A 22,707-nucleotide genomic window follows, 5' to 3' on the forward strand; every position below is an offset into this window, starting at 1 on the left:
AGTTAAAAGAACACACCAACACCATCATCAATATTTACTATCAATCCCTTATGGACATCATAAATACTCATATCAGCCAATACATTAATATTTTCGTCAACAACATCAATAACTCCTGCTCCTTGCAACTTAAGAAATTGATTTTCATAAACATTTACTATATACTGTCCTGCTTTTCTCATCAATGAACGGTTACGTACGCCAGCACGCAGTTGTTCCAATAACTTCTTGCTGGCATCATCACATGGAATAAAAACTCCTCGACCAGTTTCGCCTATAATCTTAAAATCCGAAGCAATATCTTTAAACAACATCCTCTTATCAGACATCCCCAAAATATTGTGCATATCTAGGCTTTCGCCTTTATTTACATGTAACTGATCAAAATATTTTTTTATTGCCGCTGTAGATGAAATATCATTAAAATCACGCATTATCATTTGCGTAATTTCTCTTGGTAATCTTATAAAACTAGGGATTTTAGTATCATCATTCTTAATTTCAAATATATAAACAATACTCTCTTCTAATGGTCTTTTATTTTCACGATTACACCTGCCGGCTGCCTGAATTATACTATCTAAGCCGGCAATTTCACGATAAACTACCGGGAAGTCCACATCGACACCAGCTTCAACAAGACTGGTAGCTACAAGCTTACACGGCAAATTATTCTTAAGTCGTTCCCTAACTTCAGCCAAAATTTTTCGTCTATGCTGCGGATACATAAAAGTTGATAAATGGTAACAACCATCTCCGTTCAAGCCATCAAAAATTTTCTGTGCAGCTTTTTTAGAATTAACAATACATAGTACCTGTTTATGTATATTAAGTTGTGCAACCAAAGCTTCTGTGTCCTCAAAATCAGTCTTTTCATAATGAACACGCCTAAAAAAATCATACAAATCATCTACATTAGAACAAATTTCATGTAGTTGTACATCTTCAGTAAAGTATTTATTCAAACTAGGCTGCGTTGCTGTACACAATACCGCAGTCACATGATAATTACTTACTAATTCCCTTATAGCTCGCATACAAGGAATTAAATAATCATTAGGCAACATCTGTGCTTCATCAAAAATCACAATACTGTTAGCAATATTATGCAATTTACGACAACGACTCGTTTTATTGCCATATAATGATTCAAAAAACTGCACATTAGTCGTTACAATAATCGGTGCATCCCAATTTTCCGTTGCCAACTTTTTACGTTCATTTTCTTTTTGTTTATTATCACCAAATTCTGCATCATCATAATCAACATTCATATGATGCTCAACTACATCCTCACTTCCTACGATAGAACGAAAAACATCAGCGGTCTGCTCAATAATGGAAGTATAAGGAATTACATAGATAATACGTTCCTTATTTTTATGCTGCATAGCATGCTCCAAAGCAAAACCAAGCGATGCGATTGTTTTACCACCACCAGTAGGAACAGTTAACGTATAAATGCCTTCTTGACCATGAGCTGCATTAATACATTCTTCACGAATTTCCGTACGTTTTTCATTCAATTTATTTGTAGGATTACCCCAAGCCATAATATAGGCATTATATCGTTTGTATAGCTCTTCTAAACTGGAAAATTCCCCCCGCTTCAAAGTATTAGGTCGCATAAACCTTTCCGTATCTAAGAAATCAGCATCTACCAAACAGGAAAATAGCATTCTTGTGAAAAACATAGCTGAAAAGGTATCATTGAAAGCCGGAAAAAGTTTTTTGTTTACACTTAATTCAGGTAATTCGTTTTTAAAGGCACTATAATCTAAAATGCCTACTAATTTCTTTCTCATGCGAGCTACCAAAGTTCCGTTATCAATATCACCTCTTACGCCAAGGTTCATTAAACCACTATGATGTCCTGCAATACAAAAAGCAAATGGCACAAAATATTTTCCAAGTAATTGTGCCCCTGCAGTTGAATGATCTACTTTAGGTCCATTCTGTTGAATACGTTTTTGAAAACCAGTAGAATACTTTCCAACATCATGATATAAACCAAGCAGTTTTCCAATTTCTTCCATTGTAAATCTTCTGGCAAACTCAGAACATAAAGCACTTGTTCCATTTAAATGTTCAATCAGAGCCTGTTCTCTATTTACGCCATCATCACTTTTATGACCAATATATTCCATCTAAATAATCCTCCTGACATTAAATTTTTTGTATATTTATTTTCTGCTAAATACTACTCCCCCTACCTCACGCGTATACGCCGTCCTTCACCATTCGCCAAAAAAATCTCGCCCAGCTGCAATCTGCCGTCCACAATCTTAAAGACATCACTTTCAAACGTGCCCACCTTGGTTTCAATCTCTACATTACTAAAGGCCAGCTCGCCGCTCTGGTCGCTGAAGCTGCCGCGCAGGCTCAAAAACGGCACCAGCAAATACGTTCCCTTGCCCGTAGAAAAGCTGCCGTATACCAGGTTATTGCCCTTAGGCCCCTCATTGCGAAACTTTATCTTCAAATCAACGCTCGTATTTATCTTGCTGCTTTTGGCAGCCAGCGAAGCCATCAGGTTCTTGCCGTCAACATCAATCTTGTAATAGCGCTTATCAAAATGATACAGGCCTATCGCATCAAAGGTACCGCCAAAAATACTGCCCGTCACATCCTGAAAGGTTATCAGCGCATTTTCATAATGGTAGGTACCGTTGATATTCGTAAAATACAAATCGTTCAGATGCAGCTCCTTCAGCGCCAGCGCACCGTCAATCAAAGGCTTCCTTAAGCTACCTGTCATCTGCCCCGTCACCGTCATCGCATCCTTAACATTGCGCATGCCCAGCGAATCGGGGATAACATCATACAGGCAAATGTTGATATTCGTCCTCTGCTCCCCCTTCAGGTCGCAGGTGCCGTCAATATTCAGTCCCTTGCCTGCAATGCTGCCGCCGTAGCGTCCTGCAGCCAGATGCAGCTCCAGCTTTTGATGCTCATGGATCTGCGCCGTGCCGTCCACATCATTCAAAATAAAATGGCGCTTTTTATATTCTGCCGACAGCACCGTATCATGCAAAATCAGCTTAATATTCGGCAGTCTGCCTCTAATCTGCAGATGACGCTTTTCCGGTGGCACCTCGTCCGGCAGGATACTTTCCTCCGCCGTCTTTTTATTCTGCAGAATATCCAGGCGCATTTTATCATCAAAGCCAAGATGAATATAAGCACCGCTCAGCTCCACCTCCTGCACCGTGTCAATGCCGGCAATACGCAGGATGATATCCTTCGGCTTGATTTTAATGCGTCCCTCCGGCACATCCAGCAAGCGTTCATGCTCCGGCGAATCCCAGGTCAGGTTTTTAAAATACACATTGCCCCAGATATCGGCACGCAGCTCCTCGGCCGTCACGCTTCCTGCCAGCACCTGCTGCTTGGCCATATAATAGTTAAAAAGCTCTGCCGCATGACGGCTGGCACGCTGCGCCAAAAAGAAATAAACAGCGCCGCCCACCGCCAACAGGCAGACTGCCAGCATTGCCAAATGTGTTTTAGATAATCTGCGTATTGCCTGCAACATACAATCACCTCTTTCGCTTCTAAACTTCCTAAGCTCAGTATAGCACCACGCCGAACTGCCAGCAACTAATAACAAAGGCACAGCAGACCTGTCACCAGCATCTGCTATGCCCTTTGATATACGCATATTAAATTGTTACTTCAGGCAGTACGTTCCGTCGGCAGCCTCCGCAACAGCGGCGGCAAAAAATGCCTGCGCCAGCTTTGCCAGATACGCCGTATCCTTAACGCCTGCCATCTCGTAGGCGGAATGCATCGCCAGCTGCGCCAGGCCGATATCCACCGACTTGATTGCTACCTGAGCGGTGGAGATATTGCCTAAGGTTGAACCACCTGCCATATCCGAACGGTTATAAAAAAGCTGCAGCGGCACAGCAGCCTTTTTAGCCAGCAGCTGCACCAGCGCGCCGGATACCGCATCCGTAGTATATTTTTGGTTAGCGCTGTATTTGACAACCACACCCTCATTGGGATAGGTCTTGTTCGTCAGGTCATTTTTATCCGTATGATTAGGATGCACAGCATGAGCGTTGTCCGCCGAAAGCATCAGGCTGTTGGCCAAGGACACCAGATAATCCTCCTCGTCCCTGCCCAGTGCCATGTTGATGCGCTGCAGCGCATCCTTTAAAAAGGTCGCCGCCGCGCCCTGCTTCGTACCGCTGCCAACCTCTTCGTTGTCCAGCATGCAGAATACCGGCACACTTGCGCCTGCTTCTGCCGCCAAAAAGCCCTGCAATCCGGCAAACACGCACTGCAAATCATCCAGCCTGCCGCCGGCAACATATTCCTGCTCCAGCCCGACTGTAGTCGCCGGCATTCTGTTGTACAGGAAAAGCTCCGTATCTACAATCTGCTCTGAGGTAACGCCGCAGGCCTCCGCCAACAGCTTCTGCAGGCCGTCCTTAGTCGCAGCACTGCCGATAAGCGGCAGCATATCCGTCTGCGCGTTCAGCTTTACGCCCTCGTTAGCTTCCCTGTTCATGTGGATTGCCAGATTCGGAATCATCATCAGGTCCTGCTCAATATTAACAAGACGCGCTTCCAAGCGGCCGTCAACATTGCACAGCACGCGTCCGGCAACGGAAAGCGGCCTGTCCAGCCAGGTGTTGAGCAGCATGCCGCCATACATTTCCACATTCAGCTTCACATACCTTTCGTCTACTACGATTTCCGCATTATTCTTCAGCTTGAACGCCGGGGAATCGCAGTGGCAGGCGTAAACCTGAAAGCCCAAATAATCATTTTCAGGAATAACAAAGGCCAGCAGCGCCGAACCGTTACGGCTGACATAATATTTGCCGCCAGCCTGCAGCTGCCACCTGCTGTTTTCCTGCAGCTCGGCAAAGCCTGCCGCCGCCAGCTCCTCCTTAATATTTTTCACCGCGAAAAAGCTGTTAGGCGTTCTGTCCAAAAAAGCGCACAGCTTCGCATTCAGCTCCGTATAAGCCATTTCCATTTCCATCGCTCACCTCTGTAAAAATTTCTCAGTATATTACTCCACAAAGCGCTCACGCAGCAGCTTAATTTCCGCAGCGTAACCCGGCAGCTCGTTCGGCGTTTCCAGGTAAAACGGCAAGGCGCGCAGCGCCGGGTGGTTAATCACCGCCGTCAGCGCCTCCAAACCGATATTGCCTGCACCGATGCACGCATGACGATCCTTATGACTGCCGCAGATGTTCAGACTGTCGTTCAGATGCACAGCCTTCAATCGCTCCAAGCCGATAATTTTATCAAACTGCGCCAGTACGCCGTCCAAATCGTTGACGATATCATAACCGCCGTCAAAAATATGGCAGGTATCAAGGCAGACGCCCATCTTTTCATTAAGCTGCACCCTGCTCAAAATCGCCGCCAGCTCCTCAAAGCTGCGGCCAACCTCCGTGCCCTTGCCTGCCATCGTTTCCAGCAGTACGGTAGTGTGCAAATCCTTGTGCAGCACACTGTTGAGCAGCGCCGCTATTTTTTCTATGCCAACCTCAGCTCCCTGCTTCACATGGCTGCCGGGATGAAAATTATACATATTCCCCGGCACATATTCCAGCATCGCCAAATCGCCCTCCATCACCATCTGCGCAAACTCCAGCAGCTTGGCATCTGCCGCGCAGGGGTTCATCGTATACGGTGCGTGTGCCAAAATCGGCGCAAAGCTATGCTCCTGCATCAACGCATTCAGTGCCGCCGCGTCCTCCGGCTTCACAGCCTTCGCCTTGCCTCCGCGCGGATTGCGCGTAAAAAATTGAAACGTATCGGCACCGATCGACAGCGCCGTTTTCCCCATCGCCAAAAAGCCCTTCGATGAGGATAAATGACAACCTATATGTAACACTTGCTCAATCTCCTTTGCTATTTTCTGCTGCTATTTTTCCACCAGCTGATAGCTTTCCGCCAACAGCTCCTGCACCAACGAAATATCTGCATCCTTTTGCAGCAGCACCGTCAGCCAATGCTTTTTGTTCATATGATACGCAGGATAAAAATGCTGCCTGTCCACCAGCTGCAAAATCTTTGCCGGCGGCAGCTTAATATTCAAAACATCAACCTTCCCCGCCTTCGCTAGGCCCAGGCTTTTATAGGGAATCGTCATAAACAAAGCGTACCATTTATTTCTCCGCGCCGTCTTAAAGGTAAAATTCTCCGGTGTTTCCGGCCACGGAGCGTCGGGAACAGTGCCGAAGCGCTGCGAGCAGTAATCCATCAGCTGCAGCTTGACGTTGCTCTTCACCAGGCACTGCGCTTTTATTTCCTCCAGCAATGCCTCTGCCTTCTCGCGCACGCTCATCACGTAACCGCTGATGTTATCGGCAACGTTAAAGGGCAGGTACGCTTCGTCCGTATCACTGTCAAAAACATTTACGGATAGCGCCTTGCCTGCAAGCGTAACGACAGCGTAAAATTCCGTTTCCGGCAGCGGCTTGCGCAGTGCCAGCCCTGCGCCCTCCTGCACAAAGCCATAGGCCAGCGCCTTTTTTATATCAACATCATATTGCTCTAAAATAGGATAAAGCATTTCCGTTCTCTCCTGCAAATAAAATTATATGCACCACCGGTATAATCGCCTAAGCAATCAGAACTCCTGCACAACCTCAAAGCGATACTTTTGTTTAATCGCAGGATATTTTTCGCGGTCCACCTCGCTCATAAACATAGCGCAAGGACGGGCGCAAATCTTGAACGGAGCATACAGTGCCTGATACACCACCAGCCTTTCGCCTGTTTCCGTATGCTCGGCAAAGGCCAGAATCTTATATAAGTATTCCGTCGTGGGATTTTCGACAGTCTCTCTTTTAAAATGGCGCACAATGTCGCCCATATGCATTTCTCTAGTCATAATATTAACCTCCGAAAGTATGTAGCTTATATAATTATACTACAAAACACGTCTGCTCTGCCACGTGCTGTAAAGGATAATAGCATATCACCATGAAACCTTTTACCCGTCGTACTCTTCCTCCGCTGCCTCTATCAGTTCCCGAAACCCCTTCAAAGCGTCAAAAGCAGCAAACTGCTTCGCACGCACGCTGTAATCTGCATTATCCTCTGTCTCTGCCTTAAACGGATTATGCACCGCCTGGCGCCTGCCGCCCTTGCGAAAATACTTATCATCATTCACCGTTATGACCTCCAATCAACGTATTCCTCAGCTTGCCCGTCGCCTTTTCCCGATAGCTGATTCCGCGCAGGATAGCATTCTTGCCATACTTCCCCTTAATATCCAGCAGCGCCTGCTGCACGTCCCGGTCCTTGTCCTCATCAACATCATACGGCGCAAACAGCGATTGCTCCGCACTGCCCAGCCAGGCAAGATTATCCGCACAAACCGACAGCTTTCTGATTGGTTGATTTGGCAGCGTCTTTTCCTTATACAGCGCAACAAAAAAATCCTCCAGCACCTGAAACGAATCCGTTGGCTGCGGCAAACGCCTGCTGCCGCCTGTCGGTACATAGCAATCCTTGCTGTAGCCTATCTGCAGGCTTATCGTGTTGCACAGCATCTGCTTTTCCACCAGCTTCAGCGCCAAAAGCTCCACCATCTCCATCAGTACAATCAGCGCATCCTCATAAGCATAATCCTCAAAAAGAATCTGGCTGTTGGAAATACTGTGCGACTTGGGCCTGTACGCCTTAAGCTGCTGCATCGTGCAGCGTTCTCGTCCCCAGGCGTGGTCGATCAAATACTCCGCATTCACGCCGAATTCCTTATACAGCCATTTTTTGTCCGCCTGGCAAATGCCGTAAAGGTCGCAAATGCCATGACGCTCCAATCTTCTGGCAATCCCCTTGCCGATGTTCCAGATATCAGTCAGCGGCTGGTGATGCCACATCGTCTGCTTAAAAAGCTCTTCGTCAAGATATGCTATATTATCCGGCTTGTGCTTGGCCTGCACATCCAGCGCCACCTTCGCCAAAAACATATTAGTGCCCACGCCGCCGGTAGCACAAATACCAAAATTAGTATATATAGAATCCATCAGCAGCTTCGTAAACTCCCGCGGGGATTTTTTGTAGAGCCGCAAATAGGGCGAAAGATAAAGAAAGCACTCGTCAATGGAATATACGTGAATATCCTCCGGACTGAGGTAATCCAAATAATTGCGGTAAATAGCAGTGGAATATTCCATATACTTTTTCATGCGTGGCTTGGCTATCGTGTACTTAATCCACGAGGGGATTTCGTACAGCCTGCACCTGTTGCGCACGCCCAGCTGCTTCAGCGCCGGGGAAATTGCCAGGCAGATTGCGCCGCGTCCGCGCGCAGCATCTGCTACCACCAGATTCGCCTTGAAGGGACCAAGCCCGCGCTCCACGCATTCTACGGAAGCAAAAAAGCTCTTCAAATCTATACAGGCATAGTATTTTTCTGTTTTCTGCTTATTGGCTTCCATGACAAATTCCTCCCGCGCTTTAAGCGAACATTCGTTGTGTTTTTGTAATGCTATTATAGCACTTTGCGAACATAATTTCAATATAAAAAGCTTTAGTCAGTGTAGCAGCTGCCAGCAAAAAAAGCGCCCTGCCTTTTTTTCGGCAGAACGCTTTGCTTAAACTTCTTATTTTTATTGATATACTAGGGCCTTCTGGGAAAACCTCTTATGAAGTCCCTATCTAACTCACTAGAAATCTGACGGGCTTGCTGCCCTGCTTCCGAAAAGAATACATAGTAAATAAATGCAAATATCAATAAATAAATCACACAATCCTCAGCAAATTTATAATAATCCTCTTTCATCCATATACCTAAAGATTTCTTAGCCTTGATTATTTCCGAATCACTGATTATTCTATCAACATACCTGAAGCTCGTTCGAGAAGAATTCAGCTCAGCATACGTTCCTTCAAATATTTTTTCAACTCGCCCATATCCTGGATAACAATTTCTTGCATTCTCATTTACATAAACGAAATCACCCTTTTTCACGCATAACATATCTGTAATAAACCAATCGCGCCTAATATTCATTCCAAGCTTATACCTAAGCAACAAAAATTTATGCTTTTCTTTATCTGCATGATTATCATAAAGCAAAAAATTTCTGTTATCCTTGCCACGACGAATTCCTCTGGCACTGTCAATAACCACAAAATACTGATCATAAACAGAAGCTTTATTTTGCGGAGTGTCCGAAGCGCAAGCAGGAGACTTCTTTATTTTCGGTGACAAAGCTTTTTCTTTTGCAGCCTCAGAAGCTTGTTCAAAAGCATCCGGCTCTTTCGTTTGCACCTTCGGCGGCAAATATTTTGTATCTACACTTTTATAACAATATTCCGGCAAGGGCATATCCGCCAATTCACTGTAAAAAATACCACGAACCGTTACAACCTTACTGCCATCACGCGTAGTAACATAAACCCTATCCCCTTTTTTGATATCATCTATGTCGCACATATAATCATACAGCTTGCTGCTGTTATAAAATTGCACTCTTACAAATTTGCGCATTACGAACACTCCGTTCTTTTATAAAGCTCTTCAGCTCCAATCCGTTTACTCTCTTTATTTAACCGCAAATCTTTACCTTAGCCAAAGCCTCTTGAAACTTATCACCCAAGGAAAAGAACAGCGGTGTATTCGCACGCTTCACTCGCTCCGCCTTCAGCGCTTTATATGCCAATCTATCTGCAAGCTCGTTAAAATACTCCTTGGAATGTCCTTTGACCTTTTTAAAGGTTATACTCATGCTTTCTCTATGCTTATAAACAAATTGCTTATACCATTCCTCGGTATCAGTCTTGGTTACCGCATTACGCTTAGCCAAATCGCCGATGGAATTATTATCATGCTTAATAATAAGATTCCTGACGTGTCTTTCCTTGGCCATTTCAATTGCCTTCGCTGCAGCAAGCAGCTCATGATTAGTAGAGGTAAGAGCGCAGTCCTCCAAATTCTCCGGAATCTCCGAATACTGAATAACCTCATTGCTTGTAAGCAGTACTATACCGATAGAGCCAAAACGCTCATTGTCGCTATAGCTTGCATCAACATAAGCAATAGCGCTGAAATTATCTTGGGGATAATCTGCATTCGTCATAAAAAGCTGCTTCATATAGCTCATCGACTTTGCTTCAAAGGCTGACAACTGCTTTTTAAGTAATTTTATAGCTTTTTTATTCTTTGCTGCCTGCTTGGCAGATTTTTTCAGTTGCTTCTTTAATTGCTTTTTCAATGCTTTCTTCGTCATAATCTAGCCGCTCCTTTTGATATATTCAACGCTCTTTTTTCATTTAAGGAATCTGATAAGTAAATTATATATGGCTCCATAGACAGAAACTGTCATCGCTCTAATAAAAAAGCGCTTTGTAATAAAAATTTTGCACCACCAATGCTTAAACTCATGCTAAAAGCAAAACAGAGGACAGCGCACCATAAAGGCACACTATTCTCTCAGCTCAGCGACAAAAATACAGCAAGTTAATTATTTTATTTTTCTCCCCGTCCGGCTTCTGCATTTTATCGTTTCTCTTCTTCATCCTCAAGGAATTCCTTATACTTTTCTGTTTTCACAAAAAGGATGAGCAAGGCTACGGCAGCAATCGCAAGCTCAATATCTGCCTGACTGCCTCCAGCACCGCTTATACTAATAGTAAACTTGACAACGAACAAATACATTCCGTAAGTTAGTAATAAATTTACATACTGCAATTTTTTCCACGCTCCTTTTTTTGATACTAGCATCGCACTCTTGAAGCCTTCTGACAGCCTTCGGTCTTTTTCTTACTATTATATTTAATCGAGCAAAAATATCATGGAAAAAAGAGTGCGCAGTTCAGTCAGAAAGCTGCCTGCAGCCTAACCGCAGCGCCTGTCGCTCCCGGACTGCTCAGGCAAAGCATAGGAATAGATGTGCAGCCTGCTTGTTGTTGCCGCGTAAAATTCAGGACAATAGAAAAGCGTCCTGCCGATTCTTCGGTAGAACGCTTTTCAATACTATGCACTAAGCTTGGAGGCCAGCTCGCGCACCTCTGCTTCCGAAAGCTTGGAAAGACGAACTGTTCTTTCGATGCTTTCTCCTTCGCTTAAAAGGTCTTTGGCTAATTCAATGTTACGTGCCTGTGCTTCTTTTGCTGCTTCCTTAGCAAGCTTTTCTGCTTTTCTTGCTGCATATTCCTCAATTACATCTGTCATTTTTTCTTCTCCCTCCTTGCTGTATTTCAAAAACTCCATGCGCTCGGCAAATTCATGGTAATGCAAATTTTTAGGTTCTGTACAATACAAATCCTGCATGAGCTTTCCCAATGCTGTATCATCACGACGCAGAAAACCGAAATCAACAGTGTCAGGCTTCTGAACCATATATCAGAAATTACCACTGTCCAAACCGCCAGCTTACTACTTCAACTCATTATAGCGATTATAACTATCAGTCCAGGTCCACGGCAGCGCCAGCAGGCTCAGCTCCGCTTCCTTCCAGGGATACTCCGGCTCCTCCTCCTGCTTCTCGTAGCTTTCACATATTTCCTCGTTATACTGATCGAACACAAGATAAATCATTCTCTGTGTTTGCAGCCAAAATACTCGCATAACAACAAAATGCAGGAAAATAAACAAAGGCAGCACATAATCACCTCGGTACAATTGGTGTCTGATGGGCAACCCCAGAATAAAGATGGTCGCAACCAGTACTAAAAAGGAGCCACGTTTTCCCAGCATCGTTTCGCCAGCCTCCTCCAGCGCAGGTGCCACATAATCACAAAACGTCCACTGTATTTCAAACTTGCGCATCGCCAAAACCATGTTAATACAGCCTAACGCCCCTAAAAGATATTCGCCAAAATTTTCCACGCTATAACCCTCTTTCCTTTTCCATTCCCAGCCAGGAATACGCTACTCTATGCCGAGACTCCTGCATATAAAAGCATTTTTCAAACAAAAACAGAGAATAGTGCTGTTATACACTATCCTCTGTTTTTTATTCCACCAATCAACTGTCACGATTGGACTAATTCTGGTGGAGGTGAGGGGAGTCGAACCCCTGTCCGAAAATATTGCCATACAACTTTCTCCGAGCGCAGACGTCATACTTTGTTTCGCGCTGCGACTGCCTGACGACGGGCCTTCACATTGCTATCCTAAAGAGTTTCCCTTAAAGCCTATAGGAATCAGCCTTAAGGTATCCCACTATTGACTGTCATTCCTCACCCGCGGGAGGAGGCTTGGAGACAGTTAGCAGATTAAGCTGCTAAAGCGTATTCTTGTTCAGCGTTTATATTTAAACGTGCCCACCGATTATCGTGCAGATGGAACCACGGCTCGCTTATCATACCGCACCTACCCCCGTCGAAACCAGTACACCCCCAAATGGGAATATATCGGTGAAAGAGCCGATACGCTACAATGATATTGTACTATGCTTTAGTCAAAAAGTCAAATAGCATATTATGAATAAATTGTGACGGTTTTTACAATAAATTCAGCAGCTCTTCTTTAGACATCGTAAAGATACTATTGCGTCCATCAACAGACAAAATGCTTTCAGCCAAATTCTGTTTATCGTTCTGCATCCTTAAGATTTTTTCTTCAATAGAGTTTTTCGCCACCAGCTTATAAACAGAAACAACCTTTTCCTGTCCAATGCGATGCGCTCTATCTGTCGCCTGATTTTGTGCTGCAACGTTCCACCACGGATCATAATGAATCACCACATCTGCTCCGGTCAGATTCAAACCGGTACCACCAGCCTTGAGCGAAATAAGAAATACAGGTGTAGCATCATTATTAAAGGCACACACCAGTTCAAGCCTTTTCTCCTTAGGCGTTTCACCGGTAATCGTATAGTAGCCAATGCCTTCTCGCTGCAAATCATCAGCCAAAAGCTCCAGCATAGATTTAAACTGAGAAAAAATCAGTACCTTATGCTCGCCTGCAATCGCACTTTGCACCATCTCCAGGCACAGTTCCCGCTTAGCAGAAGCACCTTCATAATTACTGAACGCCAAACCAGGATCACAGCAAATCTGACGCAAACGCATCAGCTCTGCCAAAATCTGTATTTTGCTCTTAGAAAGCTCTTCTTCACTCTGCGACTGCACCAATTTGAGCGTTTTCACAACCTGCCCATCATAAAGCGCCTGCTGCTTGGCATCAAAGCATGCGATACGCACCTCTTCGATTTTTTCCGGCAGTTCGTTTAAAACATCCTTCTTTAAACGTCGCAAAATAAATGGTGCTATTAATTGCTTTAAGCGCTTGGCAGCAGTTTCATCATTGCTTTTAACAATAGGCTGCTCAAGCTCCTTTTTAAAACAACTATATTCATACAAATAGCCCGGCATCAGATAATCAAAAATGCTCCAGAGTTCACTTAATCGATTCTCGATAGGTGTGCCCGTAAGTGCAAAGCGGTGCTTACTTTTAATCAGCTTAACCGATTTTGCTGCAGCCGTAGTATGATTTTTTATAAATTGTGCTTCGTCGATAAATTCATAATTAAAGGTCTTGCCATCATAAGCAGATATATCACGCTTCAATAAATCATAAGAGGTAATAGCTACGTCATAACCGGTAAGCTGAGCAATTTTTTCTTCCCGCTCTTTTTGTGTCCCAACAATTAAAATAATCTTTAAAGCTGGTGCAAAACGTGTAAATTCTTCCTGCCAATTATAAATAAGCGAAGCAGGACAAACTATCAGCGATGTGCCCTCTTCACCTGCTTCTTTAGCAGCTGCTAAAACAGCTATGCTTTGCAGGGTTTTGCCAAGCCCCATGTCATCTGCCAAAACACCGCCAAAACCATAAGCTGCCAAAGTTCGTAGCCATTTATAACCATATTCCTGATAATTGCGCATTATTTTAGTTAAAGATGGCGACACTTCAAAGTCAGATTCATTGATAACCTTGAATTCCTTAATAAGCCTGCGAAAATTGCTGTCACGCTCTGTATATAAATATGCATTTTGCTCCAGCATTTTATCCAAATAAAATGCCCTGTAAGCAGGCAACTGCATTTTTCCTTTAACAAAATCTTTGGGGGCAATCCGCATAGCCGTAAACATATCTGCTAATTCTTCAACAGCTTTATTAGTAATATTGACAAAGTCACCATTACGCAGACGATGATATTTTTTCTTGTTTTTATAACTGCCTATGATAGCCAACAAATCCTCCATCGAAATTTCACTGATACTCAGCGACAAATCCATTAAGCCGCTGTCAATGCTTACACCCACACTGACACTAACTTTATTGTGGATTTTAATACGCTGAAAAGAATCCGTGCTGTTCACGTCACCTAACTCCATAAGCTGGGCAACACCATTTTCCAGGAACTGCCACATGACGTCTTCATCTTTATCAATAACAAAAGCAAGCTCAGTCATATCAACGTCATTAAAATAATAGTGAAGCAGTTCTACAAGCTGCTTTTCCTTATCTTCGTCTCTGCTGGCAGCAATCATGTTACCAGCTAAAGCATCCAGCAGATTATATTGCTCTTCACCATAGCAGGCTTTGGCCACACAAAAAATTTTGCCTTGCTGATAATCCAAAAAGAAGGAAAATTTTACCTCCGGCTGCAGATATTTTTCAATAACAGCCGCATCATGTTCAATTATCTGTGCACAGCTTCCCAGCTCCGGCAATACCTGATAATAAAACCTGTTCAAATCCTTATGACCTATTTTCAGGCTAACCTTACCATTTTCACTATGTTTAAGCAAAGGCTGTAATTTATTAAAAAGAGCAATATCCATACGGTTCAAATAATATTCATCAGCAAAGTAAGCAAATTTAGAACCCTGATACACCTTAGGCAGCTTGCCCTCCACATTGATTCCTTTAAATACACCCTTCTTATTCATATCAGGAGAAAGAATCAGGGTTACATCCAGATTTTTATCACGAAAGCCTAAGATAAGCTTTTTGCTACTGTCGTTAAGCTTACACGTTGCTTCAATTTTTGTACCGCTCGCCAGCTCGTAAAAACTGTCTAACGTCTTGCCAAACAGCAAAATACTGTTTCCTGAAGCAATGCTTTTAACCGGTACGCCATAACTGCGATATTTCATATTTTCAGCAGTACGAAAATTATCTTCTTCAACAACCTCCCTAAGCAGTGTGTAATACTTATCTGCAGCTTCCGTAAATTTCTCTATAGCAAAATTTATACTGTCCTTGCTGCCCAAAGCATGTTCTGCGCTAAAGCTATATTCCTTCACTAACAAGGGGATATTTTTGACAACGAACAGCTTGTCCCTGCCAATTTTAAAGGAAAGATTTAACTCATCCTCACTAAGCTCCAACCGAGGCACAAGCTGCACCATTCTCGCATTAGCATGCTTTTGCATAACAGGTATTAACGATTTCGGCTTGCTGCTATAAAGCTCCAGCAATTCCCTTCCGGCAGTACTGGTGTAATCGCCAGGATTATGTTCTTTAATGTAAGCATCAATCAAAAAAAGAAAAGCCATAAGGTAGGCATTAAATTTAAACCTCTTAGCTTCCGGTGACCAATGCGCAAAATAACTAAACTGTGCTCGCGGCACGCTGCATTCTATAGCTAAAATATCATCTTCTGAAAAAACAATCTTTAACGGATAACGTCCATTGCTAAAGAAGGCATATCCTTCTATACGGGCTGTTAAGATTTTTTTCGAACCAGGCGAATAGAAATTATTTTCTTCTGTATCACAAGCTGTCAAAACAACTTCCTGCTGCTGCACCAGTTTTTTAGCTTTTTCATAAGCTTCTTCAGTGCAACAAACTTTGCTGGTTATTTCTGTCAGATTAAAAATGCATTCATCATAATCGCTGGCAGAAAAAGACGGCTTAATGAATGTCTTATTATTTTTAGCCAAAAATTCATTAATGCGCTCATCATCAAAAAATCCTTCCTGCTCGGCTAAAAATAAGGCAGCAGCCAGATGCTTACATGGTCCTGTAGCATTATATGGACAAGAGCAGTCCATAGCAAGCTTATGGCCTTCAGTTATTTTTACATGCACATGGTATAACTCTCTGCCAAATACATAAGCCTCCAACGCCAATCCATCGATAATTAAATCATCTATATTGCCTGCACAATAATATTCTCTGCCTCTTTGTAGTATTTTCCAAGGAAAATAATTCTGCCACTTCACTGTCGCAACACTCCCGTACCCTACATGCAAAAAGCTCTCTTAAGCACACCAATAGACTTCCGGCGCACTCAAGAGAGCTACCTGTTTTACCTGTTTCTGTCCTTCAGCGCGCGCTCCATCTCACGCTTAGCGTCGCGCTTGGCCATGTCCTGACGCTTATCGTACAGCTTCTTGCCTACTGCCAGCGCCAGCTCCATCTTCACCAGACCATGCTTAAAGTACAGCTTGAGCGGTACAAGCGCATAGCCCTTTTCCTTCACCTTGCCGATGAGCTTGTTAATCTCTGCACGGTGCAGCAAAAGGCGGCGGCTACGCAGTGGGTCATGGTTAAAGATATTGCCATGATCGTAGGGACTGATGTGCAGATTATACACAAAGACCTCCGCCTGGCGTGTTACCTGCGCATAGCTGTCCTTCATATTCGCCTTGCCCGCACGCAGGGACTTTACCTCCGTACCGGTCAGCGCAATGCCTGCCTCAAAGGTTTCGTAAATGGTAAAGTCATGGCGTGCCTTACGATTTTCTGCTATAATTTTAATCTTTTGTTCTGCCATAATTATCTGCTTTTCCTATTCTTTTTTCTGCTCTTTTTGCCGGATTTGCTGCCGCCCTTAGAACTGCTCTTAGGCGCAGGCTTGCCGTGCTTGGCGCTGCGGCGTCCGGCCTCTTTATTCTTCGCACCCTTGTGCTTTTTCTTCTGCGTTTCCGCACTCAGAGCGATGCTCTGCGTGCTGCGTCCGCTGCTCGGCTTCTGTTTCATCAGCAGCTGCTGGCGGATGTGCTCGCGCACGCCTGCGTTCTCCCCTGCCATGATGAAGTCGATGCTTACATCGCTGATATTTACCTGCAGCACCTCAATGCGCACCTTATCACCCAGTCGATAGGTGTGACCGCTGTGCGTGCCGACAAGGGCATAACGCTCCTCGTAATATTCGTAGTAATCATCCATCAGGCTGGAAATATGCACCAGGCCCTCAACACCGTTCTCCAGCTCGACGAACATGCCGAAGGCCGTAACGCCGGAAATAACGCCGTCAAATTCTTCACCGATATGGTCTGCCATATATTCGCACTTTTTGAGGTCGACGGTAGTACGCTCCGCGTCTGCTGCTGCACGCTCACGAATAGAAGAATGGTCAGCAATAATATCCAGCTTATCACCCAGCTTTTCGGCATCTGCCTCCTTCAGTGTGGGCTTTACCATCCAGGCGCGCAGCAGGCGATGCACAATCAGGTCCGGATAACGGCGGATTGGCGAGGTAAAGTGCGTATAGTACTTCGCTGCCAGGCCAAAGTGACCGATGTTATCCGTCTGGTAAACGGCCTGCTTCATGGAACGCAGCGCTACCGTAGTTACCAATCGTTCCTCCGGACGGCCGGCGATTTCCTTCACGGCCTGCTGAATATCCCTCGGCTCCGTTTCTTCCTTGGGAATAAATTTAATATTAAAGTTTGCCAACAGCTTGGCGAACTCCTGCATTTTCTCTTCATTCGGAATATCATGCACGCGGTAGATAAACGGCCAGTGCTGGTTAAACATATGCTGCGCAACGGTTTCGTTGGCTGCCAGCATGAACTCCTCGATAATCGACTCCGCATTGCCGTAGATGCGCTGCACAATTTCAATCGGGTGCAGCTTTTCGTCTAGAATAACCTTCTGCTCCGGCAAATCAAAGTCTACTGCGCCACGGCGCGCACGCTTGTCATGCAAAATCTGGCGCAGAATATCCATACGCGCAATCATCGGCAGAATATCCTCATACTTGTCGCACATTTCCTTGTCGCCTGCCAAAATTGCACGCACAATATTGTAGCTCAGGCGGTGACGTACATTGATAACCGCCGGGAAAATCTCGTAGCTAAGCACCTTGCCCATTTTGTCGATATGCATCTCGCAGGCCATGGAAAGACGGTCCTCACCGGCATTCAGGCTGCAAATACCGTTCGACAGACGCTCCGGCAGCATCGGCAACACGCGGTCGACAAGATAAACGCTTGTGCCGCGCTCTCTTGCTTCCTTATCCAGCACGCTGTCTTCGGTAACATAATAGCTGACATCCGCAATATAAACGCCCAGCAGGTATTCGTTGTCGCTTATCTGCTCTACATAAACTGCATCGTCCAAGTCCTTGGCGTCCTCGCCGTCGACAGTTACCACAGTGCGCTCACGCAGGTCACGACGGCCTGCCAGCTCGCTCTTTTTAATAGACTTCGGCACCTTGCGCGAAGCCTCCAGCACCTCATCCGGAAAAGTCAGCGGCAAATCATTCTGCTTGATAATCGACAGAATCTCCAGTCCTACATCACCGATGTTGCCCAAAACCTCGGTAACCTTGCCCTCAGCCTTGCGGTGCTCCTGCGGCCATTCGGTAATTTCTACAACTACCTTTTGTCCCTCCTTGGCACCATTAAAATGCTTGCGCATAACATATACGTCCTGACCGATGCGCTTATCGTCAGGCGTTACAAAGGCAAAATCACCGGTCTGGTGAAAAACGCCTACCACCTTATTATTAGCATGCGTGATGATACGCAGGATTTCTCCCTCAGGCTTTTTGCCCTGCGCTGCATTGTTCACACGCGCCAGCACACGGTCATTGTTCATCGCACCATGCAAAGCGCGCGGTGGAATGAACACGTCCGGTCTGTCGCCCTTGTTATCCGGGATGACAAAGCCAAAGCCCTTGCTCGTCAGCTGAAAGCGTCCTGCAACCAGGCCCATTTTCTCAGGCAGGCCGTATGTTTCAAAGCGTGTTTTGATAATCTCGCCGTTCTGCTCCAGCGCCAGCAGCTCATCCCAAAACTTGTTGGGATTAACGTCATGCCCCAGCGCATCCACCAATTCCTCCGAGGTCATCGGCGCATAGCTGCCATCACGCATCAGGCTTAAAATTTTTTCTCGTACGTCCTTCGTCTGCATAATCTTTACCTCTATTCTTCTTCACCCTCGCCTGCGGCGAGCTTACGCGACGGTTGCGGCGTTTCGTCCACAATCATCATCTTCGACAGACATTCTGCTAAAAGCGTGCCATCCTTTTTGCAGATTGTACCTTGCATCTCCACCATGCGTCCCTTGCGCTTCAGCTCGCGCCCGGTGCAGACAACCTCCTCGCAAATCGCCAGTGGCTGGCGGTAGCGGATTTCAATTTTTGCCGTATAGGAAGGCTTGCCCTCCTTGGCAAAAAGATAATTGCCTGTCACCTCGTCCAGCAGCACTGCTACCAAACCGCCATGCATACGTCCGGGATAGCTTTGGTGCTCCCTGCGCGGCGTAAAATACGCTGTGCACTTGTCGTCGTCAATTTCAAAACGCATATGTAACCCGCTGGGATTATCCTTGCCACAGGCAAAGCACCAGCTGTATTCGTTATTATTCAATAGTGACTTATCCATATTTCTTCGTTTACCCTTCAATATCCTTTTATTCAGCAAAAAAATCGGCGATTTCCTTAAAAACTGCCTCATGCTCGCGGTCCAGTGTCAGAATGTGCCCGCTATGCTCAAACCATACCAGCCTTCTGCCGGCGGCTGCAGCTAATTTGTTATAGATATATTCGGCACTGCGCGGCTGCACGGTATGCTCTGTTTTCGACTGCAAAATCAAACAGGGGATTTTTATTTCTGCCAACAGCTTGTTTTTGCATTCGTTAAGCAGCTTAAAAAGGCTCACCAGCGGCTTCGTCGGCATTTTGGCATAGGATATGCAATACTTCTGCAGCTCCTGATAATTCTTCTTATGCTTAGGCAAGTAGTGGATGAAAAAGCGCAAGAACGTCAGCAGCGGAGCGCGCTTATCCTGCACAAAAATCGGTGCCGAAATAAAGGCAGCCTTCTGCACCGGCAGCTTTGCTGCCAGCTTGATGGCCAGCAGTCCGCCCATGGAAAGGCCTGCCACGTACACGCAGTCAAAGCGCTCCAGCAGCTCCTGGCAGGCCGCTTCGGCAGCACCATACCAATCCGTCGCGGTGGTTGCTTCCAGGTCTTTGATGCTCGTGCCGTGGCCGGGAAGGCGCACACAGCTCACAGTGTAGCCAAGCGCATGCAGATAATCACCCAGCGGCCGCATTTCCGACGGCGCACCGGTGTAACCATGCAAGAGCAAAACTGCCTTATTATTCTTTCCTTCCAGCAGAAATGATTCTGCACCTTCAATTATCCGCACTGGCTTCACCTCAAAATTATTCTATACTAATTTATATTATATCATAAAAAAAGCATACTGATTACAGCATGCTTTGATTTTGCAAGAACTTCATACATTGCGATGTAGAAAAGCACCGATTTTTGCTAATTACATACATTGCAATGTATGTAACTAGGATTATTAGAAGATTTTACACATTTCAATGTATGAAATACTTGGGATAATTTGGCTTGCAAAATAAAATCGTCACGTTCGCCAAATATTAAATACAAGCCTGGCGCATGCAAAAAGAGGACGGTGCGCATCGTCCTCATATTACCATTATAAAAATCAGCAAAAATAACTCACTTTTCCAAAATACTCTTGCCACTTGTTCACAACAGTTTGACTTCTTGCCTCGATAATAGCCATAATGTTTTTCAAAATCCGCTCAGGTATATGCGAATTATTATGGCATAAATAACACTTTCCTGCCCTTGTAATCCAAATTTTTGTAGCATTTGCTCTTGGTGAACCATGTGACACATGAACATGTATAGGCTCCAGAGGTTCAATTGCATTTGTCCAAAAATAAACCCATTAAGAGCCTATCCTAATAAACCTGAGGCATTATCGAACCCACCTTCTTGAGCAAATTGCATAATTAAATGCGCTGTTGATTCAATAATTTCCTGATACTTATCTATTTCTTCTTTTGAAAAACCAAAAATATCTTCCCACTTATAATCGGGTAAATAGCATGTCGCATGATGAAAGCAATCCTTTGCATCAGGCTTTTCAATATAAACTTTTACAGAGCCATCACTACGCATCTCCGAATGTACAATCTCTGTATTATCATCTAAGGTTAAAAACGGATACATCAAAACAATCCCCTCCTTTTAGTTTTAGTGTACACAAAACTTTATCAAAAAGTAAGAGGAATATTCCTTCCCCAGGCAAATGCGCACCGTCCTCATATCATTTTACACACCAAGCTGCGCTCTCAGCGCACTTTGCAGCAGCTGGGAAAAGTTGATTTTTTTCTTTTCGGCTAATTCATTTAAGTACCAAGGAATAGATAGAGTCTTTTTAACGGAACGGTTATCCATTTTGGCACGTATGCAAAACATATTCACATCAATAAAGCAGATGGTTTCATTGGCAGCAATCTGCATATCTCTATATTCAGGAACAGGAATAACCTCATCGTCCTGCTCCATCCCCCAAAGATGCAGCTCCAGCGCTCCCTTAGCCTGATTAACAGCCTGAGGGATATCCTCACCGGAAGCAACACAGCCCGGTAAATCTGGAAAATATATATTGTAGTTTTTTTCATTTTTTTCTATAATGGCTGGAAAAATATAATTGTCCGGGTAGTTTTTGTACATAGAAAATCCTCCTTGTAATTCACTTTAATCCGGCTTGCTTTAAAATACTTGCCTCTGTTTTTAAGCTTATGTCATCACTTATTTTATACGCAGCAATGGTTACGCGACCAGGTTTAGTAGGATGCTTGTACTGCCTGTGACTGCCAACCTGCGCAACCAACACCCACCATCCTTTTCAATGAGCTTGATAATGTCTTTAAACTTGCGTGGCATGTCATCACTCCCTAGTTTTATTATAGCATACGTACTGAATACGTACAAGCTTTGGATATGCAAAAAGAGGACGGTGCGCACCGTCCTCTTTTCATTTATTTAAGTTCTTATACTGCATATTTTCGCTACCAGTTAAAAGCTTAATATCTTCTTGATGCCACTCATCGCAAACATCAAAGAATTCCTCACTCTTACGTTTTTTAAAAATACGAAAAGGTTGCTCTGTCGAGTTGTCGTATATATGACAAACGTCTGCAACATAAACAATATCACAAACCTGAGCCAAAGCCTTATCATAGCGTTCTATTATTTTCTCGACCGGCACATCATGTCCACCTTCTGCGACACGAGATTTTACTCGATAAACATTAATAAAAGGGTCAACAGTTAAAATATAGTAACAACGTATAAAATAACCTGCTTCCTTAGCTCGTTGCAATAAATTTAAATTTCTAGGTGTAGACATAACTGTTTCAAAACAGAAGTCCTCTCTATTTTTCAAGTGATCCTCTCTCTGCTTTTCAGCAATTTGCGCTGCAGTCAAATCATCGCATTTTAAATTTTTCTTGATTTCATATAGTCAACAGGTGGTTTTAACAAATCTGTGAAAGTACTCTTACCAGAACCGTTTGGTCCAGCAAAAACGATTATCTCCGGCTTTTTATTTGACTCTTTCGCTATAGCGTCCATGATTATATCTCCCACATACCTGAGTTTTGCTACCATCACTGCCAATTACACAAATACTCTGCGTTTCCCTATCATATGTAAAAATAGGCACATCCATAGCACGTTTCTTTTCTAATGCAATTTTTACGGCACAATTAGCACGTTTTACAACCTGCTCGTCAGAAATATATTTTTGTTGACTCATAA

22 protein-coding genes, 1 other RNA gene and 3 pseudogenes are annotated in these 22,707 nt (G+C 44.4%); all 26 read right to left on the reverse strand.

Translation table 11 applies throughout. The annotated features are described in order from the left end of the window. Nucleotides 1–2: 2 nt before the first annotated feature. Nucleotides 3–2,147 (reverse strand): CRISPR-associated helicase Cas3', encoded by a 2,145-nt coding sequence (cas3, locus tag RDW05_RS05595; protein WP_307978146.1) that lies wholly within the window; start codon nucleotides 2,145–2,147, stop codon nucleotides 3–5. 62 nt (nucleotides 2,148–2,209) lie between these two features. Continuing rightward, on the reverse strand, nucleotides 2,210–3,535 hold the full coding sequence (locus tag RDW05_RS05600; protein ID WP_307978147.1) for a hypothetical protein: 1,326 nt from the start codon (nucleotides 3,533–3,535) through the stop codon (nucleotides 2,210–2,212). A gap of 135 nt (nucleotides 3,536–3,670) precedes the next feature. Continuing rightward, entirely contained in the window at nucleotides 3,671–4,996 is a 1,326-nt protein-coding gene (locus RDW05_RS05605; RefSeq protein WP_307978148.1) for a M18 family aminopeptidase, read from the reverse strand. 30 nt (nucleotides 4,997–5,026) lie between these two features. Continuing rightward, nucleotides 5,027–5,860: a deoxyribonuclease IV gene (locus RDW05_RS05610; RefSeq protein ID WP_307978149.1), complete on the reverse strand. Its 834-nt coding sequence runs from the start codon at nucleotides 5,858–5,860 to the stop codon at nucleotides 5,027–5,029. Between the two features lie 30 nt (nucleotides 5,861–5,890). Further along, nucleotides 5,891–6,541: an MmcQ/YjbR family DNA-binding protein gene (locus tag RDW05_RS05615; RefSeq protein WP_307978150.1), complete on the reverse strand. Its 651-nt coding sequence runs from the start codon at nucleotides 6,539–6,541 to the stop codon at nucleotides 5,891–5,893. A 57-nt stretch (nucleotides 6,542–6,598) separates the two neighbouring features. Next, entirely contained in the window at nucleotides 6,599–6,862 is a 264-nt protein-coding gene (locus tag RDW05_RS05620) for a DUF1653 domain-containing protein (protein WP_307978151.1), read from the reverse strand. 102 nt (nucleotides 6,863–6,964) lie between these two features. After that, nucleotides 6,965–7,144 carry a hypothetical protein gene (locus tag RDW05_RS05625; RefSeq protein WP_307978152.1) on the reverse strand — a complete coding sequence of 60 codons (180 nt, stop codon included), beginning with the start codon at nucleotides 7,142–7,144 and terminating at the stop codon, nucleotides 6,965–6,967. Further along, on the reverse strand, nucleotides 7,137–8,417 hold the full coding sequence (locus tag RDW05_RS05630; RefSeq protein WP_307978153.1) for a hypothetical protein: 1,281 nt from the start codon (nucleotides 8,415–8,417) through the stop codon (nucleotides 7,137–7,139). The genes RDW05_RS05625 and RDW05_RS05630 overlap by 8 nt, the downstream gene beginning before the upstream one ends. A 182-nt stretch (nucleotides 8,418–8,599) precedes the next feature. After that, complete coding sequence (locus RDW05_RS05635) at nucleotides 8,600–9,472, reverse strand: hypothetical protein (RefSeq protein ID WP_307978154.1); 873 nt, start codon at nucleotides 9,470–9,472, stop codon at nucleotides 8,600–8,602. Between the two features lie 58 nt (nucleotides 9,473–9,530). After that, on the reverse strand, nucleotides 9,531–10,211 hold the full coding sequence (locus tag RDW05_RS05640) for an RNase H family protein (protein WP_307978155.1): 681 nt from the start codon (nucleotides 10,209–10,211) through the stop codon (nucleotides 9,531–9,533). A gap of 269 nt (nucleotides 10,212–10,480) precedes the next feature. Further along, a complete protein-coding gene (locus RDW05_RS05645) occupies nucleotides 10,481–10,672 on the reverse strand; it encodes a hypothetical protein (protein WP_307978156.1) in 192 nt (63 codons plus the stop codon). A 128-nt stretch (nucleotides 10,673–10,800) separates the two neighbouring features. Continuing rightward, on the reverse strand, nucleotides 10,801–10,965 hold the full coding sequence (locus RDW05_RS05650) for a hypothetical protein (RefSeq protein WP_307978157.1): 165 nt from the start codon (nucleotides 10,963–10,965) through the stop codon (nucleotides 10,801–10,803). Then, nucleotides 10,958–11,323: a hypothetical protein gene (locus RDW05_RS05655; RefSeq protein ID WP_307978158.1), complete on the reverse strand. Its 366-nt coding sequence runs from the start codon at nucleotides 11,321–11,323 to the stop codon at nucleotides 10,958–10,960. Before RDW05_RS05655 ends, RDW05_RS05650 begins: the two co-directional genes overlap by 8 nt. A gap of 36 nt (nucleotides 11,324–11,359) precedes the next feature. After that, nucleotides 11,360–11,812, reverse strand: coding sequence for a hypothetical protein (locus tag RDW05_RS05660; RefSeq protein WP_307978159.1), 453 nt, complete (start codon nucleotides 11,810–11,812; stop codon nucleotides 11,360–11,362). Between the two features lie 164 nt (nucleotides 11,813–11,976). Then, nucleotides 11,977–12,326, reverse strand: a transfer-messenger RNA (tmRNA) gene (gene ssrA, locus RDW05_RS05665). Between the two features lie 103 nt (nucleotides 12,327–12,429). Beyond that, nucleotides 12,430–16,104, reverse strand: a complete 3,675-nt coding sequence (locus RDW05_RS05670) for an SNF2-related protein (RefSeq protein ID WP_307978160.1) — start codon at nucleotides 16,102–16,104, stop codon at nucleotides 12,430–12,432. Between the two features lie 86 nt (nucleotides 16,105–16,190). Continuing rightward, nucleotides 16,191–16,658 (reverse strand): SsrA-binding protein SmpB, encoded by a 468-nt coding sequence (smpB, locus tag RDW05_RS05675; protein WP_009146155.1) that lies wholly within the window; start codon nucleotides 16,656–16,658, stop codon nucleotides 16,191–16,193. Nucleotides 16,659–16,660: 2 nt separating this feature from the next. Then, on the reverse strand, nucleotides 16,661–19,024 hold the full coding sequence (gene rnr / locus RDW05_RS05680) for a ribonuclease R (protein WP_307978161.1): 2,364 nt from the start codon (nucleotides 19,022–19,024) through the stop codon (nucleotides 16,661–16,663). 11 nt (nucleotides 19,025–19,035) lie between these two features. After that, nucleotides 19,036–19,497: a PaaI family thioesterase gene (locus RDW05_RS05685; protein WP_307978162.1), complete on the reverse strand. Its 462-nt coding sequence runs from the start codon at nucleotides 19,495–19,497 to the stop codon at nucleotides 19,036–19,038. 28 nt (nucleotides 19,498–19,525) lie between these two features. After that, on the reverse strand, nucleotides 19,526–20,266 hold the full coding sequence (locus RDW05_RS05690; protein ID WP_307978163.1) for an alpha/beta fold hydrolase: 741 nt from the start codon (nucleotides 20,264–20,266) through the stop codon (nucleotides 19,526–19,528). A gap of 312 nt (nucleotides 20,267–20,578) precedes the next feature. Next, nucleotides 20,579–20,812, reverse strand: a pseudogene (locus RDW05_RS11660) (DUF4160 domain-containing protein); the annotation flags it as partial. Between the two features lie 23 nt (nucleotides 20,813–20,835). Continuing rightward, complete coding sequence (locus RDW05_RS05695) at nucleotides 20,836–21,114, reverse strand: hypothetical protein (RefSeq protein ID WP_307978164.1); 279 nt, start codon at nucleotides 21,112–21,114, stop codon at nucleotides 20,836–20,838. 99 nt (nucleotides 21,115–21,213) lie between these two features. Beyond that, on the reverse strand, nucleotides 21,214–21,618 hold the full coding sequence (locus RDW05_RS05700; RefSeq protein WP_307978165.1) for a type II toxin-antitoxin system HicB family antitoxin: 405 nt from the start codon (nucleotides 21,616–21,618) through the stop codon (nucleotides 21,214–21,216). A 19-nt stretch (nucleotides 21,619–21,637) separates the two neighbouring features. After that, nucleotides 21,638–21,831: pseudogene (locus tag RDW05_RS11665) on the reverse strand (type II toxin-antitoxin system HicA family toxin). 91 nt (nucleotides 21,832–21,922) lie between these two features. Next, nucleotides 21,923–22,521, reverse strand: a pseudogene (locus RDW05_RS05705) (zeta toxin family protein). Next, nucleotides 22,493–22,705, reverse strand: coding sequence for a hypothetical protein (locus RDW05_RS05710; protein ID WP_021720543.1), 213 nt, complete (start codon nucleotides 22,703–22,705; stop codon nucleotides 22,493–22,495). Before RDW05_RS05710 ends, RDW05_RS05705 begins: the two are co-directional and overlap by 29 nt. Nucleotides 22,706–22,707 lie beyond the last annotated feature (2 nt).

It is taken from the genome of uncultured Phascolarctobacterium sp., from assembly GCF_902463975.1.
Classification (GTDB): Bacteria; Bacillota; Negativicutes; order Acidaminococcales; family Acidaminococcaceae; genus Phascolarctobacterium_A.

What these genes read in the sequence shown, in the direction of transcription:
- RDW05_RS05620 (WP_307978151.1), bottom strand. Translation starts at nt 6,862, where the DNA reads ATGACTAGAGAAATGCATATGGGCGACATTGTGCGCCATTTTAAAAGA.
- RDW05_RS05640 (WP_307978155.1), bottom strand. Translation starts at nt 10,211, where the DNA reads ATGACGAAGAAAGCATTGAAAAAGCAATTAAAGAAGCAACTGAAAAAA.
- RDW05_RS05655 (WP_307978158.1), bottom strand. Translation starts at nt 11,323, where the DNA reads ATGGTTCAGAAGCCTGACACTGTTGATTTCGGTTTTCTGCGTCGTGAT.
- RDW05_RS05600 (WP_307978147.1), bottom strand. Translation starts at nt 3,535, where the DNA reads ATGTTGCAGGCAATACGCAGATTATCTAAAACACATTTGGCAATGCTG.
- rnr (WP_307978161.1), bottom strand. Translation starts at nt 19,024, where the DNA reads ATGCAGACGAAGGACGTACGAGAAAAAATTTTAAGCCTGATGCGTGAT.
- RDW05_RS05605 (WP_307978148.1), bottom strand. Translation starts at nt 4,996, where the DNA reads ATGGAAATGGAAATGGCTTATACGGAGCTGAATGCGAAGCTGTGCGCT.
- RDW05_RS05635 (WP_307978154.1), bottom strand. Translation starts at nt 9,472, where the DNA reads ATGCGCAAATTTGTAAGAGTGCAATTTTATAACAGCAGCAAGCTGTAT.
- RDW05_RS05615 (WP_307978150.1), bottom strand. Translation starts at nt 6,541, where the DNA reads ATGCTTTATCCTATTTTAGAGCAATATGATGTTGATATAAAAAAGGCG.
- RDW05_RS05710 (WP_021720543.1), bottom strand. Translation starts at nt 22,705, where the DNA reads ATGAGTCAACAAAAATATATTTCTGACGAGCAGGTTGTAAAACGTGCT.
- RDW05_RS05630 (WP_307978153.1), bottom strand. Translation starts at nt 8,417, where the DNA reads ATGGAAGCCAATAAGCAGAAAACAGAAAAATACTATGCCTGTATAGAT.
- RDW05_RS05685 (WP_307978162.1), bottom strand. Translation starts at nt 19,497, where the DNA reads ATGGATAAGTCACTATTGAATAATAACGAATACAGCTGGTGCTTTGCC.
- cas3 (WP_307978146.1), bottom strand. Translation starts at nt 2,147, where the DNA reads ATGGAATATATTGGTCATAAAAGTGATGATGGCGTAAATAGAGAACAG.
- RDW05_RS05700 (WP_307978165.1), bottom strand. Translation starts at nt 21,618, where the DNA reads ATGTACAAAAACTACCCGGACAATTATATTTTTCCAGCCATTATAGAA.
- smpB (WP_009146155.1), bottom strand. Translation starts at nt 16,658, where the DNA reads ATGGCAGAACAAAAGATTAAAATTATAGCAGAAAATCGTAAGGCACGC.